Origin of the sequence: Thalassospira profundimaris (genome assembly GCF_003326755.1) — a bacterium.
GTDB classification, from domain to species: Bacteria; Pseudomonadota; Alphaproteobacteria; order Rhodospirillales; family Thalassospiraceae; genus Thalassospira; species Thalassospira profundimaris_B.
On the sequence record NZ_JPWH01000013.1, the window covers coordinates 121,072 to 137,480 of the forward strand.

Sequence of the window (16,409 nt, forward strand, 5' to 3'; positions counted from 1 at the left end):
GCGCCACACACGCTGATGGGGCGTGGCCAAGTGGTAAGGCATCGGTTTTTGGTATCGTGTACCGTAGGTTCGAATCCTACCGCCCCAGCCAAGACAAACCCCTTTGAGGTTTTCCTCAAAGGGGTTTTCTTTTGCGGCTATCTTTGCACAATCTTTGCCCGAGCAAGGCTGCAAAATCCCCATCCCTCGCCTGCCTAACCAATTGCGAAAAAACCGCTATGCGCTATGGTGTTTTCTTACACCTTTAGCGTGCCTTAGTTGCAGGGAAATAGCGGTTACATGTCTCAGTTGACACTTCAGGAACTTGAGTCACACCTTTGGGGGGCAGCCAATATTCTGCGCGGCTCCATCGATTCAGGGGATTTCAAACATTACATTTTCGGCCTTTTGTTTTACCGCCGTCTTTGTGATGTCTGGGAGGAGGAATATGAACGCAAACTGGGCCAGTATGGCGATAGCGACCTTGCCGCCGACCCCGACGAGCACCGTTTTCACATTCCCGAAGGCCATTTCTGGCGTGATGTGCGCCAGCACACCACCAATATTGGCGAACATTTAAACGCTGCCTTCCATGCCATCGAAGACGCCAATTTGCGCCTGCGCGGCGTGTTTCAGGATGTGGATTTCAACAATAAACAGCGTTTCCCCGATGCCACCCTTGAAAAACTGTTGCAGCATTTTGAAAAGCACCGCTTTCGCCATGCCGATGTCGAAGCCGATATGCTGGGCAATGCCTATGAATATCTGATTGCGCAATTTGCCGATGATGCGGGCAAAAAGGGCGGCGAGTTCTATACCCCCAAGATGGTCGTGCGGTTGATTGTCGAATGCCTCAAGCCCGATGAAGGCATGTCGGTCTACGACCCAACCTGTGGCTCTGGCGGAATGTTGCTGGAATGTTTCCACCATCTTGAACGCCAGGGCAAGAACCCGCGTTCCCTGTCGCTCTATGGTCAGGAAAAGAACCTCAATACATGGGCGATCTGTTCCATGAACCTGTTCCTGCACGACATTGACGATGCCTTTGTCGAACGTGGCGATACCCTGCTCGACCCCAAGCATCTGGTGGGTGATGGCACAAAGGCCATTCGCACCTTTGACCGTGTCCTCGCCAACCCGCCATTCTCGCTAAAGGAATGGGGCTATGATACTTGGTCCACCGGGGACAAATTCGGACGCGATACCTATGGCTGCCCGCCAAAATCCTATGGCGATCTGGCCTTTGTTCAACACATGGTCGCCAGCCTCAAGAAAGACGGCATGTTGGGTGTGGTCCTTCCGCACGGCATTCTGTTCCGGGGCGGGGCAGAAGCCAAAATCCGCAAAGGACTTCTGGAAGATGATCTGATTGATGCGGTAATCGGGCTGGGACCAAACCTGTTTTATGGCGCGGGTATTCCGGCCTGTATCCTGATCATTCGCAAGAACAAACCAGCAGAGCGCAAGGGCAAGGTTCTGGTGATCAATGGATCTCAGGAACTCGTGGAAGGCAAGGCGCAGAACCACCTGTCACATGCCAATTTGAAACGGTTCACCAATGCCTTCCACAGCTTTGCCGATGAAGAACGCTTTTCCCGCACCGTCCCCCTTGATGAAATCCGCGACAATGACCACAATCTCAACATCTCCCGCTATGTCAGCACCGACGAAGACGACGACGAGATCGATGTCGCCGCCGAGGTGGTCAAACTAAAGGCCCTGCGCCAGCAACGTGATGAAGCCGAAGCCAGAATGATGGGTTTCCTCAAGGAGCTAGGCTATGACGCATGAAGTACCGGAAGGATGGCGTAAATCAACGATTGGCGATATTTCTGATGTGGTTACCAAAGGAACAACGCCAACAACATTAGGCTACGGCTACCAAACAAAAGGCATACCTTTCTTGAAAGTAGAAAATATTGATGAATCTGGAAATATTCAGAAACCATCTACATTTATCACAGAAGAATGCCACTGTGCTTTCAGGCGCTCCATCATTAAGAAAGACACCATCCTTTTTACCATAGCCGGAACTCTTGGAAGAATTGCTGTTTATAAGGAAAATCAAGAAGCCAATACAAATCAAGCTGTTGCATTAATCAAAGGAATCACTGAAAATCTTTGTTTCGTATCTTACTACCTTCAAAGTCACGGTGTAAGAAAGTTAATTGAAGACCAGAAAACAACGGGTGCACAGCCAAATATAAGCTTAACTCAGCTAAAAAGATTTCCCATCGCCCTCCCTCCCCTTCCTGAACAAAAGAAAATCGCGGAAGTTCTGAGCAGCGTGGATGAGGCGATTGCCGCGACCAAAGCCGTCATTGACCAAACCAAACAGGTCAAAAAAGGACTGCTTCAAACCCTCCTCACCAAAGGCATCGGTCACACCAAGTTCAAACAAACCGAATTAGGGGAGATTCCAGAAAGTTGGGAGGTTTTATCTTTAGACGATATTACTCCACCTGACCGCAAGATCACCTACGGAATAGTTCAAGCTGGACCGCATGTTGATGATGGCGTTCCATATATTCGTGTTTCGGACATGAACGAAACAGGGCTATCCCTTAAAGGAATGATGCGAACAAGCCCTGACATTGCGGCCAAATATAAAAGGTCTGAGGTTAAGGGGGATGATATTGTTTATGCCCTTCGAGGAAAGATTGGGCATGTTCTTCCTGTGCCAGATTTTCTCTCAGGAGCAAACTTGACGCAAGGGACTGCTCGGATAGCTCCAGGCGAAAGAGTTACATCTCGTTATCTCTTCTGGGTAATGGCTGCCCCCAGAACAGTCCAACTCGCTCTAAGAGAGGTTAAGGGGTCCACGTTCAAGGAAATCACGCTCAAAAAACTCAAATCGTTGCTGATCACGGTTCCTCCTATAGAGGAACAAAATCAGATCGCCGAAAAGTTTGATGGTATTGAGACAGCATTGAATGTGAGCTTGGAAAAACTCGCCCAGCTTCAAGTTCTAAAATCTGGTCTCATGTCCGATCTACTCTCTGGTCGCAAACGGGTATAGGTGTAAGATGTCTAAAAAAAGCCAACACCCACCACTTGGCGATATTCCAGAAACGACCGCGTTTGAGATTGTCGCCAGCGGCTTCGGAGCGATCCCAGTTATTGGTCCAACTATTCAAACCGTTCTGAACAAGACCATTCCCAATATTCGCGCGGAACGGGTAGAAACATATCTCCGTTATCTCCAAGATCAGATTGATGAACTCAAGCTTAAACTCGCCTTGGAAAGGCCTGAAGGGCTTGACCTATTTGAAGAAGGCCTATGGCAATCCGCCAGAGCAGTGTCTGAAAAGCGAAAAAAATACATCCAATCTTTGGTAGCAGACGGTTTGAATAATAACCGTGAACATAGTGAATCGCAGTATTACTTAAGGCTTTTAACACAGTTAGGCGATGACGATATTATAAGGCTTTGGGACGAGCTTACGTGGTTTCGAGATCACCCGAACGCTACCGATGAAGAAAAGGCAAAACGGTGGACGGGTTTTTCTGAAACCGAAAATGCGCGGCGACTTTACCTCGCATCCTTCGGCTTGCTGAAGGCACACGCAACCTACGGAGGAGGGAACGTTGCTGGAGAACCAACAGAAGTTTGCAAGAAATTTCTTGAGTTAGTTGGGCTTTGGGTATGAGTGAATGGCAACTAGCCGAAAAGCCGACGATCCAAACCTTGGAGGATATGGGCTATACATTCGTGACCAAGGCGGAACACGAAGCCCTGCGCGATGGCGAAAACCAGGTTCTATTCCGCCCCCATCTGGTTGATGCGATCAGGCGCCTGAACGGCCTGTCTAATGAAGATGCCCAAGCGGCCTATGTCGAACTGGTTGGCAAGAACGACAATGAGGAATGGCTGCATATTTTGCGCGGCGATTACAGCCGCAAGGTGCAGGGTCAGGCCGAACACAAGACCATCCGCGTCATTGATTTTTTGCACCCGGAAAACAACCATTTTGCTGTGACCAACCAGCTTTATGTGAAGGCGGAAAAGTCGCGTATTCCTGATATTGTGGTTTATATCAATGGTATTCCCGTGGTGGTGATCGAGGCGAAATCGCCGATCAATGCCAAGGACAAAACCGGTGAAGCGTTTGAGCAGATCAAACAATATGAGCGCGATATTCCCCGGCTGTTTTTTGCCAATTGTTTTAACATTCTGACCGATGGCACCAATTGCCTGTATGGCACCACCGGCAGCCCGTCGCGATTTTATGGATCGTGGGGCGACCCGTGGCCGCGCCCGGAAGGCGATTTTACCAATAAGCTGGACAAGGGGTTATGGTGCCTGCTGTCGCCCGCGCGCCTGCTGGATTTAATTGCCCATTTTATTGTGTTCGAGAAGGCCGATGTCGGCAAAATCAAGAAGATGTGCCGCTATCAGCAGTTTCGCGCGGTCAATAAAATTGTCGAACGGGTGGTTGAAAACACCCATCGCAAGGGGCTGGTCTGGCATACGCAGGGGTCGGGCAAATCACTGACGATGGTGTTTGCCGCCCTGAAGCTGAAAACCCATTTGACCGAAGCCTCGCCAGAGCTGGCAAACCCCAACCTGATGGTGCTGACCGACCGGGTTGACCTGGATGACCAGATCAGCGGGACGTTTCAGGCCTGCGGCCTGCCCAACCCGGTACGAGTGGAGAAAGTGGACGAACTGCACAAGCTGATTGGCAGCGGCATTGACGGCATTACCGCCCTTTCGACGATTTTCAAATTTCAGGGATCGAAAAAGCCTGTTGCCCATTCGCAGAACTGGATTGTGATGGTGGATGAATGCCACCGCACCCAGGAAAAGGATTTGGGCGCCTATTTGCGCGTAACCCTGCCCGATGCGCGCTTTTTTGGCTTTACCGGCACGCCGATTAAAAAATCCGACAAGGACACCTATAAAAACTTTGGCATTGTTGGCGAGGGGTATCTGGACAAATACGGCATTGACGATGCCGTGGCAGATGGCGCAACGGTGCCGATTTATTATACCGGGCGCAAAACCGACTGGCATATTGACGAGGCCAAGATCGACATTCTGTTTGATCAATGGTTTGCCGACCTGCCCGATGACAAGCTTGAAGAGCTTAAAAAACGCGGTGTCAGCTTTGCCGATCTGGTCAAGCATCCGAAACGGGTGGATTTGATTGCCTATGACATCTGGACCCATTTCAGGGAACATGCTGCGCCGGACGGGTTTAAGGCGCAAATCGTGGCCATCGACCGCGAGGCGGTGATTTTATATAAACGCGCGCTGGACCGGGTGATTGCCGAGGATTTGATCTCGCAAGGATTATCGCCCGAAGATGCGCAAAAGCAGGCTACGTTAAAATCGGCCTGTGTTTATTCAAAATCTCAGGAAGACAACAAACCATCGGAAGATGCGCATATTGTTAAATTGCGCGAGGGGCTGGAGACGTATTTTCTAGACCGCGATGCCGAAACCGCCGTGAAGCAGGCCTTTGGCAAAAAAGGACAAAACCCGGATTTTCTGATTGTCTGTGACAAGCTTCTGACCGGGTTTGACGCGCCGATTGAATCGGTGATGTATCTTGATAAACCGCTTAAGGAGCACACGCTGCTTCAGGCCATTGCGCGCACCAACCGGGTTGCAGATGCCAACAAGGAATATGGCCTGATTGTCGATTATATCGGTGTGTCGCAAAATCTGGATAATGCGCTGTCATCCTATCGTGCCGACGATGTGCAAAACGCGATGCAGGACCTTGATAACCTGCGCTCGCAACTGCATACCGCCCATGCCACCGTGCTGAAAATGATGAAGGGCCTAAAGCGCAATACCGGCGATATAAAGGCCGAATATGATGCCTTTGTCGAAATGCTCAAGGCAGAAGACCAGTGGCTGACCTATCGCACCTGCGCGCGGGAATTTATTTCCCTTTATGCCGCCCTAAGCCCCGATAAATCGGTGCTGGATTACACCAAGGACCTGAAATGGATCGCAAATTTTTTACAATATGCCACCCAGGCGATTGATAAAAAGGAAGCCCTTGACCATCGCGAATACAGCCAGAAGATCCGTCAAATGCTTGAAGAGCATCTTGATGCCACGGGCCTGAGTGTCACGGTAAAATTGCGCGGCATTACCGACCCGGATTTCTGGCAGGATTTCGAGATGGAAGACAAACCGGAAAGCGACATTAAGACCGCCGCGATCCGCAAGGGGACGGAGCTTCGCAAAACCGTTTATGAAAAGCTGGATGATAATCCGCATCAATACGGCAAATTCTCGCAGCGGTTAAAGGAACTGCTGGAGAAAATGGATGATGCGCAGTTTTCCTGGGCCGATAAACTGAGAATGGCCGAAGACCTTGCGCGCGACCTTGAGGCGGAATCGAAGGCCCATGAAGACACAGCCATGTCACAGGCGGCCTATGGCATCATGAAGGTTCTTGAAAGCTATCAACCCGACGATATTTCCGCCGGGGATCTGGTGGAACTGGCGGTGTTTATGGAAGGCATTTATGCCCAAACGCCGCCCCATTGGCACGAAAAAACGGAGCTTCGCAAAACCCTGCGCCAGCAGGTCCGCCAGAAGCTTCATGCAATGGGCTTTGGCAGCCTTAAACTTGTTTCCGAGGACGTCGAAGAATTCGCGCTTAAAGCTTTTGCAAAGTAACGATGTAACGATGATGCGCAGCCTGATCATTGGTAATACTGAAATACCCTATGCGCTAAAACGGACCGGCAGCAGCGAAAAGGCGCGCATTACCGTCACGCCTGATTTTGTCGAGGTGGTTGTGCCGCCTCACGCCACCGATGCGCAAATTGACCAGGCGATAGAACGGCGGCGACGCTGGATTTTTGAACAAACCCGCAAAATGCGCAATATCGCGGAAAATGCGCCCTCCATTTCGCGCTTTGTTAGCGGGGCGAAAATACCGTTTCGCGGGCGCATGATGCGGCTCAAGGTGGTTTCCACCGATGACAGCCTTGTCCATATCTCCTACCGCAATGGCTTTTATATTGAATATCCCGCCTCGGCCGCTGCACAGTCGCAGGATATGCTGATCGAGGATGCCTTGCGCCTGTGGCTTAAAAAGCGGTTGCGACAGGATGTAGGCGACTTCATTCGCCATTATGGCCCCAAATACGGCCTTGTTCCCAAATCCTGGCATATCAAGGACCAAAAGCACCTGTGGGGCAGTTGCGGCAATGATGATCGTATTCATATCAACTGGCATCTGATCTTTGCGCCCAAAGCCGTGCTGGAATATGCCGTGGTGCATGAACTTTGCCATCTGCGCCACCGCAACCACGATAAACCCTTCTGGAATCTGGTGGGCTCGATCCTGCCCGATTATTCGGCCCGCAAAACCTGGCTGGATCAAAACGCGCATATGCTGGCAATCAACCGGGTCGAAACACGCTAAAGCGGCTGGACAGAATCCTGCTATCTTTTTATGCTGACCTGACAACATAAAGTGCAGTCATAACAGGCTTTTCCATGAAATCTGCGGACCGAACCATCTGAATAGTGCCCTGGCTTTTGTGCCGGGGCGGGCGCGTGATGTGCTTTGCCATCGCGCCCTGTTGTCTTGTGCAAAAACAGCCTTTATTCAGAGAAAAGCCTATCATGACCAACTATTTCGCAAGCCCGTTTCGCGGCGAAACCCTGGACCGTCAAATTTCCAACCCGAATATCATCGTCGGTCGCTACAGCTATTATTCCGGCTATTATCACGGCCACCGTTTCGAGGATTGCGCCCGCTACCTTTTGCCCGATGACGGGGTGGACCGCCTGATCATTGGCAGTTTCTGCTCGATCGGCTCGGGCGCGGCCTTTATCATGGCGGGCAATCAGGGCCACCGCCATGACTGGATCAGCACCTTTCCCTTTTACTGGATGGCGGAAGTTCCGGCCTTTGCCGAGGCGGCCAACGGGTATGAACCCGCAGGCGATACCGTGATTGGCAACGATGTCTGGATTGGCTCGGAAGCCATCATCATGCCTGGCATTAAAGTGGGCGACGGGGCGATTATTGGCACCCGCGCCCTTGTCACCCGCGATGTCGACCCCTATGCCATTATCGGCGGCAACCCGGCAAAACCCATGCGCAAACGGTTTGACGAACGGCACATTGCCCAATTGCTGGAAATGCAATGGTGGCATTGGGACGAGAATGCCCTGGCCCGCGCCATGCCGCTTCTGACCAGCGGCGATGTGGACGGGCTTTATCATTATTGGGCCGAAAATATCCGCCAGGCATAACGGCAGCTCTGTGCGCCCGCTCCGCGCCTCCCCGACAGGAGCGGGCGTCTTTCATCAGTGAAATCAGTGATCCATCGCCCGGCGCAGCGCACGCACCGCTTTGGCATCGGTGGCAACGCGGCCTTCTTCGCCCGCGCCTGCCCCGGCAATTTTCTTGCACGAGGCATGAAGCTGCGACGCCCCGGTTTTGGCCCGCAACGTGCTGGCATTGGCCGCCGTCACGCCACTGCCAGGCAGGATGATGATGCGCCCACCCGCCCTGGCGATCAGATCGGCAATCAGGGTACAGCCTTCCTCGGCGGTTGGTTGCTGGCCCGATGTCAGGATGCGGTCAAAGCCCAGCTCCACTGCAGTTTCCAGCGCGGCGAAGGCATCCGGTGTGATATCAAAGGCGCGATGGAGCGTTTTTGCCAGGCCACCTGCGGCATCACACAGCAATTTCAGGGCCTCACCATCCAGGCTGCCATCGGCCTTGCAGGCACCAAAAACCACCCCTTGCGCCCCGGCATCGCGGGCCAGGGCGATTTCGCGGGTCATGGTTTCCAGTTCGCCAGCACTATACACAAAATCGCCTGGTCGCGGGCGGATCATGGCAAAACACGGCACCGGAATATCGCGCATCCGCGCCAGTGCGCCCGGTGTCGGCGTTAAACCACCCACCGCCAGGGCCGAACAATATTCAATCCGGTCTGCGCCATTTTCAGCCGCAATCAGTGCGTCCTCAAAACTTTCAACACAGACTTCCAGTGTCATATGACTGATACGGGTCACAGGACTATTCCCTTCATTTTTCAGGCCGGCACATCATGCAGCAGGGCCGCCCCGCGCAGGCCGCCATCGGCAAAAAACTGCCCCGGCACCACCAGGGCATGGTCATATCGGCCCAGCACATTGGCCCGCACGGCGGCGTCAATCCGGGCGATCAGGCCCTGTTCGGCGGCAAGCCCGCCCCCCACCGGCACAATATCCGGGTCCAGCACATTGACCATCAGGCGCAATTGCCCGGCAACCAGATCAACAAAAACATCAATGGTTTTAAGGGCATCGCCATTGCCCGCCCGCCAGGCGGCCGTAATCTCCTGACTTGGCAAATCCTTGCCATGCAGGGCAGCATGAATACGCTCCAGCCCGCGTGCGCCGCCCCACGGGTCCAGGCAGGATGCCCCGCCACAGCCGCACTGGCGCGGCTTGATGCCGTGGCGCATCAGGGGGCCGGAAATATCATTGCCATGCCCCCATTCGCCGCGTATGCCGCTGCGCCCGCCAATAAACTGCCCATCGACAACAACACCACCGCCCACACCGGTGCCGAGGATAATGGCAAAAACCGTGCGGCTGCCCTGCCCGGCCCCAAGGCGGGCCTCGGCCAGGGCAAAACAATCGGCATCGTTTTCCACCCGCACGGCGCACTTTAAAATATCGCCAAGGCCACGTGCGATGGGCCAGCCCTTGATTGGCGGGATATTGGCCGAAATCACAGCCCCGGTTTCCGGGGCCAGCCCCCCGGCAAAGCTGATGCCAACCGGCGGCGGCGGTGTGTCAGCATCCGCATCACACCCCGCAAATCGGGCATCCGCTTCTGCCACCAGCCCGGCAATCACGCCGGTAAAATCATCGCGGTTCTCAAGCGGAGTGGGGACCTTTTGCCGGTGCAGGATGTCGCCCTGATCGTCAATAACGCCAAATTCTATTTTTGTGCCGCCAATATCAAATGCGTATTTCATTGAACCTTGCCTTGCGATCCCGAACCATGCCGGACCAACTGCAATCATCGAAGGGAATTTCCCGCCCAAACCGCCCGGGTTCCAGCCAGAATTACCCTCTCACACAGCGCCAAACAGGCGACTTTGGCAAAGGGCACACCAAAACATGAACGGGGCAAGATATCCGACCGGGAGGGATGACAGAAAGAATGCGCACCCAAACAGAACGCTCCGCCATCTTCCCGCATTTCGCCCTTTGCAGACAAGGCACTATTTCAAAAAAAGCCGTTTTATCGCTGTGTTTGGTGCAGATCGAATGATCTGCAAACACAAAAAAGGCGACTATCAACACATAGCCGCCTTTTACACATTTTGATAAATCAAAGTCGGATCAGGCGCGGAGCCGGTCCACCAGCGTGTCGTATTCCGGCATCCTGGCGACGGGGCCAAGGGCGGTGACGGTGGGTTTGCCGGAAATCAGGGCTTCGCCTGCGGCAATAACGCGTTTGAGGTCGACCGCTTCGATCTTTTCCATGATTTCAGGAATGGTCTGCGGGCCGCCATGCACCTGGATTTGCCGGGCGAGCGTTTCGCAGCGGGCCGAATTGCTTTCCATGCCCATCACAACCATTGCCTTAAGCTGCGCCCGCGCCCGGTTAACTTCTTCCTCCGTCAAATCGACGGTGGCGCGTTTCAGCTCGTCACACATGACGGGCATAAGCTCGCCAAGGTCATCTGGCCCGGTGCCGGCATAGATCGAAAACAGGCCGCCATCGACATAATGCGACGAGAAGCTGTAAACCGAATAGACCAGCCCGCGTTTTTCACGGATCTCCTGGAACAGGCGCGAGGACATGCCCCCGCCCAGCAACATGTTGAATACCTGCACGTCATAGAAGGCATCATCGGCATAGGGAACCGTGGGCAGGCCAAAAATGACATGGGCCTGTTCAAGGTCGCGATTTTCGATGCGCTGGCCCCCTTCGTAGCGCAGCTTTTCCATGTCGTGGTCTTCGTGGGTCGGCAAATTGGTGAATTTGGTTGCGACCATATCGACCACTTCGTTATGGTTCACATTGCCCGATGCCGAAAACACCATGCGTTTGGCGCTGTAGCGGCGTGACATGAAATCAAACAGGTCATCGCGCGACAGGCTGGAAACATTTTCCGGGCTGCCCAGAATGGAGCGGCCCAGTGCCTGGTTCGGCAGCGCTGTTTCCTGAAAATAATCAAACACGATATCGTCAGGCGTATCATTCGCCTGGCCGATTTCCTGCAGGATCACCTGGCGTTCGCGTTCCAGTTCTTTTTCATCCAGCGTCGAATTTTGCAGGATGTCGGCAATCACATCAATTGCCAGCGCCTGGTCTTCGCGCAGCACCTTGCAGTAATAGGCGGTATTTTCCCGCGAGGTATAGGCATTCATCTGCCCGCCGACGGCTTCGATTTCCTCGGAAATCTGAAGGGCGGTGCGCTTGCGTGTTCCCTTGAATGCCATGTGTTCGAGCATATGGGAAATGCCATTGATTTCGGGCGTTTCATTCCGCGCCCCGACATCCACCCACGCCCCCAGGGCCACCGACTGCACATGTTCCAGGCGGTCCGTGGCGACAATCATGCCATTGTCAAGCTCGGTCAGCTCGACTGTCATTCAGATATTCTCCTGTTTAAACAATACGACCCATGTCACCATCCGCCCGGTATCAGGCCGCACGCCGGTTTTTCCGAACATGCGCCATCAGGGCATCGGCATCGTTGGACATGGGTTCAACTTTCTCTGGTCGCTCATATAGATCGGACAGGCGTTCGGGCAAGTCCGGGTAAACGCCGCTGGCCTGTTTGACCGCATCGGGGAACTTTGCCGGATGTGCGGTTGCCAGGGCAATCATGGGAACCGAACGGTCCCGGTTGCACGCCCGCCCGGCTGCGATGCCAATCACGGAATGCGGGTCAACCAGTTCGCCGGTTTTCTGGTACACATCCAGGATCGCCGCACGGGTCTGCGCGTCATCCAGGCGGTAACCGTCAAAATGTTCGCGCGCCTTGGCAAACTGGCCCTGCGACATTTCCATAAGGCCGGTTTTACGAAATTCGGTCATCAGATCGACAATGGCGGCACCATCGCGATCATACAGATCAAATAACAGGCGTTCAAAATTGCTGCTGACCTGAATATCCATCGACGGGCTGATGGTGGGGTGAACCCCATCCATTTTCATCACACCCTTGTCAAAGAAGCGCGCCAGAATGTCGTTGGAATTGGACCCAACCACAAACTGTTTGATCGGCAGGCCCATTTGCAGGGCGGCATAACCGGCATAGACATTGCCGAAATTACCCGACGGGACCGAGAAAGAGACTTCGCGATCCGGCGCGCCAAGCTGCACACCGGCCCAGAAATAATAGGCGATCTGGCACATGATGCGCGCCCAGTTAATGGAATTGACCGCAGAGAGGCCGATTTCATCGCGGAAGGCGTGATCATTAAACAGCGCCTTCACCAGATCCTGGCAATCATCAAACGAGCCATCGACCGCAAGGTTATGGACGTTATCGGCAATCACCGTGGTCATCTGGCGGCGCTGAACTTCGGACACACGACCGGCCGGGTGCAGGATGAAAATATCGACATTTTCACGATCCCGGCAGGCCTCAATCGCGGCAGAGCCGGTATCGCCCGAGGTTGCACCGACAATGGTAATACGCTGACCGCGCTTTGCCAGCACATGATCAAACAGACGACCGACCACCTGAAGGGCATAATCCTTGAATGCCAGGGTCGGACCGTGGAACAGTTCCATCACCCAGTCATTGCCATCAAGCTGCTTGAGCGGGGCAACGGCGGTGTGATTAAAACCGGCATAGGTTTCATCAAGAATGGTTTTCAGCGCATCATCATCAACAGTTCCGCCCGTCACAAACGGTTTGATTACGGCAAAGGCGACTTCGGCGTAGCTCATGCCGCGGAACGATTTGATCTCGTCTGCCGTAAAGTGCGGCCAGGTTTCGGGCACATAAAGCCCGCCATCACGGGCCAGGCCCGCCAGAAGAACATCATCGAATTGCAAGACGGGGGCACTACCCCGCGTGCTGATATAACGCACTTGAATGCTCCTGATACAAACATACGGTCATCAGGCAACGGGACGCGCCACGTCTTATCAGGTTGGCGGCAGCATCACCATTTCCACAGAATATCGAGTTAGTGCGGACTTCCCCCGCCATAGTCAAGGATGAATAGCGGGCAGGAGGCCTGCATTGGCAAAAACCTTAAAGCCCACATGAAAAGAATTTAAACAATACATGCAAGAAGTTTTACCAATATCAGCGAGTTATGCTTCTCCCTTATTTTCCAGGAGAGCAGGTGATCAGATGGCATGGTCCGATATCGCCCGGAGTGGGAATAGCCGGATCAATTTGATGATATCTAGGAGAATTGACGGAAGGCAAATAAACTTTCATCTCAAACATCCGCATGTTCGCAAGACGCGCTACAAAGCTTTACTTCAATTCATGAACATTTTGGAAGAGGCTCTCTGAAGTTCGAAATCTCGTCAACGAAATCAAAACCTAAACAGAGCCAATTTCCAGACCCGGACACTAAAAAAGGAGCGATTCAAACAATAAACACTACTCTGGACCCGGAGAAAACGCGCTGTTCACACGCTCCATGGCCGAACCGGGGCGCAAGAAGAGCTCAAGAGCTTGGATGGCTTTCGGTTCAGCTCGTCTGGAAATTTCTGATGTAAGAATAAGTCGTTCAATAGGAACTTCATATCCTCCTTCAGAAAGATCAGGCGCAACTTCCCAGTGTATTCCTTTCTCAACCCAAATCATCACAGGTTTTGTAACGGAATTTGCCTTTGCCTCTTGGAGCGCTTCTTCATAGGTTATGCCAGATAGCGCATCGTCCTCGAGCATGAAATTGGGGCCAAACAAATTTTTCTGCTCAGCATACTCTTCTTCGGAAATAGGTTGATTTTCCTTCATGAGCATATTGGCGTCCCCAAGAACGCTGTAAGTTTGCAGGTTTATTTCTTTTTTTAACTTGAGAGAGATAATATCAACGACCTTTCCAAGATACATATCGTCTTCAAGTTCGATGGGACGTACTCTTGGCTTCCAATCACTTTCCACAAAACCTGGTACTGATCGCAAAACGCGAAGCCAATATTGCGTCGCCGATATGTGCTGATTTACGCTTTCAAAATATCTTTCAAAGGGAAAATCAGGAACTGAAGTGAACTCATCAAGTATCATTATACATCTCCAAATGCACGCCCGGCATGTACTTCCAAATCAACACGAGGAGCATTTTTCCCAGCGACGATATTGGGCCTGAGTTTCCCTTCGGGTGTTATCCCAAACCCTTTTCTATAACCTGCCCGAAAACCATCTGAAGAAACGCTACTGATATGCTTTGACATAGCAGAAAACGCTTTTCCTCTCAGGCCAGCAGATCTGTAGTTAACACTTTGTGTTTCCAGAAATAGGTTGGAAACAGCCGCTAAACCTTCTGGTCTAAGTGGAGGAATACACTCTCGCATCCATGGCCATGACAATTCAATGGGATATGGGTCAACACGCGGTGAATACCCCTGCACCTGTAATCTTCCCCTGTGCGGCCCGTCACACCGCTGTGTCACATCATTGGTATTTGTTTGGGGAACGGCCTTTGTATCATCCTTCTCATCCGTGAAGACATCCATCGCGGCCCGACCCACATCCTTGACCTCATCAACAGCGGCAGCTCCACCTTCGTACATAGCTTCACCCAAAGTTTGCGAAGCTCTTCGTCCTGCTGGCGTAGAAAGCCATGCAGCTCCAGCCAAAAGCGCAGCTCCGACAATATATACCCCGGCAACAGGGGCTGCAGCAGCAGGTGCAACCATTTATATTTTTCCTTTTGGTATGTTGTTCAGAGTTTCGAAATAAGATGATTTGGCGAATGCAATTCTCAAACCAATCAGCAACAAGGGATCATCCATAAGCTGTCCCTTCAAAATAGCATCCGTCGCATTCCCCCATAAAATTGCAAGAAAAGACAGCGTGAAACAATCATCTGCATCAATCAGTGAGCCAGCATTACGCTCTTGAATATATTTGAAAGCCATCTCTACGGTTCGCGGAATCTGCTGTTTTTTGTCGTCCGGAGCATTCTCCATTTTCTTGAGCAAACGTGCCTTAACTCTGTTTTTGAAACGCTCATCTATAAAAGATTGGAAAAACGCATGATCTTCGGCTGTCAATGCAAAGGATGTGACTTTTTCCTGGGAGATTTTCAGATCTTCAACCTTCGGCACAAAATGCGTCAAAATACCCGCATGAATGAAGTAAATCTGATAGATCTGTGTAAAATCCCTGGAGCAGTAAAAACGCGCAACCCGAGCATATGATGTCGCGAAATGCTTCCAATACGCGATGAAAATAGATGGTTCCCAAAAGCGGAAGTGGAACCACTTGCCATTATCTCCCTGAAATCGAGTGAACCTGCGAAAATGATGCCAGACTTCATCCAAAGACGCTCTGGATCTAACCAGCATGCAGGCCTCTAACTGCCACAGATGGGCACTTTCCATATCGGGTGGCATTGTTATGTCATGAGTAAACAGGCGGCGAGTAAAGTCAACGTCTTGAGATAATTCAATAAGATAGGGGGCTTCATCCTTGCGTTCTTGCGCTGCTTTTCCCTGAAACAAGCAGCGATGAGGCAAACCGCAGAACTCTATTTCACTGGAACGCCACTGGAATCTATCAGCATTTACAATTGCGTAGGTTTTCATCGAGGGAACAGCATCAGCGCTGCCGTAATGCGCGATCTCCGCTACCCCTGGAACCGATTGCCCAAAGATCGGCTCGATAAGCACGTCCGGCACGGTTTTGCGCGGATAAACGCCAAATTGCAGGTCAAGCGGTTCGACGCCCTCAATCTCCTCAATAAACAAATAGCGTGCCGGTTCTCTGGCATCTTCGGTCACCATGCACTGCATTGGCCCGAGCTCGACGGTGTGCCCCGGATGAACAGCTTTCGCAAGAGCACCGATCTGGCGGTACTGTCCGCTGTGACGGGCAAGATATTGCGAAGCGGGAAGAACTTCTTCGAGCCAGAAGATTGAATAGCCAAAACGTTCAATTTCGGCTAAAAGAGTTGTCCGAAAGCTGTTGGAATCCTGCGCCCAAACTGCCACCTGACAGCGATACTCGCCATCGTCAACTTGGCGCAAATGGCAGTCACCAATCCATGCTTCAAAATTACTCATACGAAAATACCCAGCAAACGCTTATCTTCCCTAGAAGCTCGCTTAAAAAGGAGTTGAACAATATAAGCAGTGCTGATCCTCCTTAATATTATCTTGGCAGACGGAGGATCACATAACGTGCGCCAGAAACAACCATAGCGAGCATACCCCGGTTGATTTGAAATATCCAGACGGTTTAACAGACGGCAAATGGGCCCTTGCCGAACCACTTATTCGCACCTTACAAAAGGA

General features: G+C 52.2%; 13 protein-coding genes and 1 tRNA gene. 7 read left to right on the forward strand and 7 right to left on the reverse strand.

Annotation, left to right across the window (positions count from 1 at the left end; translation table 11 throughout):
- Positions 1–16 precede the first annotated feature (16 nt).
- From TH25_RS15750 to catB, 7 genes are all read left to right on the forward strand, one after another.
- Positions 17–91: transfer RNA gene (locus TH25_RS15750), tRNA-Gln, on the forward strand.
- 188 nt (positions 92–279) lie between these two features.
- Complete coding sequence (locus TH25_RS15755; protein ID WP_114089311.1) at positions 280–1,770, forward strand: type I restriction-modification system subunit M; 1,491 nt, start codon at positions 280–282, stop codon at positions 1,768–1,770.
- Positions 1,760–2,998: a restriction endonuclease subunit S gene (locus TH25_RS15760; RefSeq protein WP_114089312.1), complete on the forward strand. Its 1,239-nt coding sequence runs from the start codon at positions 1,760–1,762 to the stop codon at positions 2,996–2,998. Before TH25_RS15755 ends, TH25_RS15760 begins: the two co-directional genes overlap by 11 nt.
- Before the next feature lie 7 nt (positions 2,999–3,005).
- On the forward strand, positions 3,006–3,629 hold the full coding sequence (locus TH25_RS15765; protein WP_114089313.1) for a hypothetical protein: 624 nt from the start codon (positions 3,006–3,008) through the stop codon (positions 3,627–3,629).
- Positions 3,626–6,622 carry a type I restriction endonuclease subunit R gene (locus TH25_RS15770; RefSeq protein ID WP_114089314.1) on the forward strand — a complete coding sequence of 999 codons (2,997 nt, stop codon included), beginning with the start codon at positions 3,626–3,628 and terminating at the stop codon, positions 6,620–6,622. The genes TH25_RS15765 and TH25_RS15770 overlap by 4 nt, the downstream gene beginning before the upstream one ends.
- A gap of 10 nt (positions 6,623–6,632) precedes the next feature.
- The gene (locus TH25_RS15775) at positions 6,633–7,376 is read left to right on the forward strand and encodes a M48 family metallopeptidase (RefSeq protein WP_220151420.1); all 744 of its coding nucleotides are present in this window, start codon (positions 6,633–6,635) and stop codon (positions 7,374–7,376) included.
- A 203-nt stretch (positions 7,377–7,579) separates the two neighbouring features.
- The gene (gene catB, locus TH25_RS15780) at positions 7,580–8,215 is read left to right on the forward strand and encodes a type B chloramphenicol O-acetyltransferase (RefSeq protein ID WP_114089315.1); all 636 of its coding nucleotides are present in this window, start codon (positions 7,580–7,582) and stop codon (positions 8,213–8,215) included.
- Between the two features lie 63 nt (positions 8,216–8,278).
- Here catB and TH25_RS15785 read toward each other — a convergent pair whose 3' ends face one another.
- The 7 genes from TH25_RS15785 to TH25_RS15815 form a co-directional block, all read right to left on the reverse strand.
- Positions 8,279–8,986, reverse strand: coding sequence for a copper homeostasis protein CutC (locus TH25_RS15785; RefSeq protein WP_258549186.1), 708 nt, complete (start codon positions 8,984–8,986; stop codon positions 8,279–8,281).
- A gap of 20 nt (positions 8,987–9,006) precedes the next feature.
- Complete coding sequence (locus TH25_RS15790; RefSeq protein ID WP_114089317.1) at positions 9,007–9,939, reverse strand: ROK family protein; 933 nt, start codon at positions 9,937–9,939, stop codon at positions 9,007–9,009.
- Between the two features lie 370 nt (positions 9,940–10,309).
- Positions 10,310–11,569: a M16 family metallopeptidase gene (locus TH25_RS15795; protein ID WP_114089318.1), complete on the reverse strand. Its 1,260-nt coding sequence runs from the start codon at positions 11,567–11,569 to the stop codon at positions 10,310–10,312.
- A 52-nt stretch (positions 11,570–11,621) separates the two neighbouring features.
- Positions 11,622–13,022 (reverse strand): threonine synthase, encoded by a 1,401-nt coding sequence (gene thrC, locus TH25_RS15800; protein WP_114089319.1) that lies wholly within the window; start codon positions 13,020–13,022, stop codon positions 11,622–11,624.
- A 526-nt stretch (positions 13,023–13,548) separates the two neighbouring features.
- The gene (locus tag TH25_RS15805; protein ID WP_114089320.1) at positions 13,549–14,178 is read right to left on the reverse strand and encodes a hypothetical protein; all 630 of its coding nucleotides are present in this window, start codon (positions 14,176–14,178) and stop codon (positions 13,549–13,551) included.
- Positions 14,178–14,810 (reverse strand): hypothetical protein, encoded by a 633-nt coding sequence (locus TH25_RS15810; RefSeq protein WP_114089321.1) that lies wholly within the window; start codon positions 14,808–14,810, stop codon positions 14,178–14,180. Before TH25_RS15810 ends, TH25_RS15805 begins: the two co-directional genes overlap by 1 nt.
- Positions 14,811–16,178 (reverse strand): DUF4123 domain-containing protein, encoded by a 1,368-nt coding sequence (locus tag TH25_RS15815; RefSeq protein ID WP_114089322.1) that lies wholly within the window; start codon positions 16,176–16,178, stop codon positions 14,811–14,813. It lies immediately after the preceding gene.
- Between the last annotated feature and the right edge of the window lie 231 nt (positions 16,179–16,409).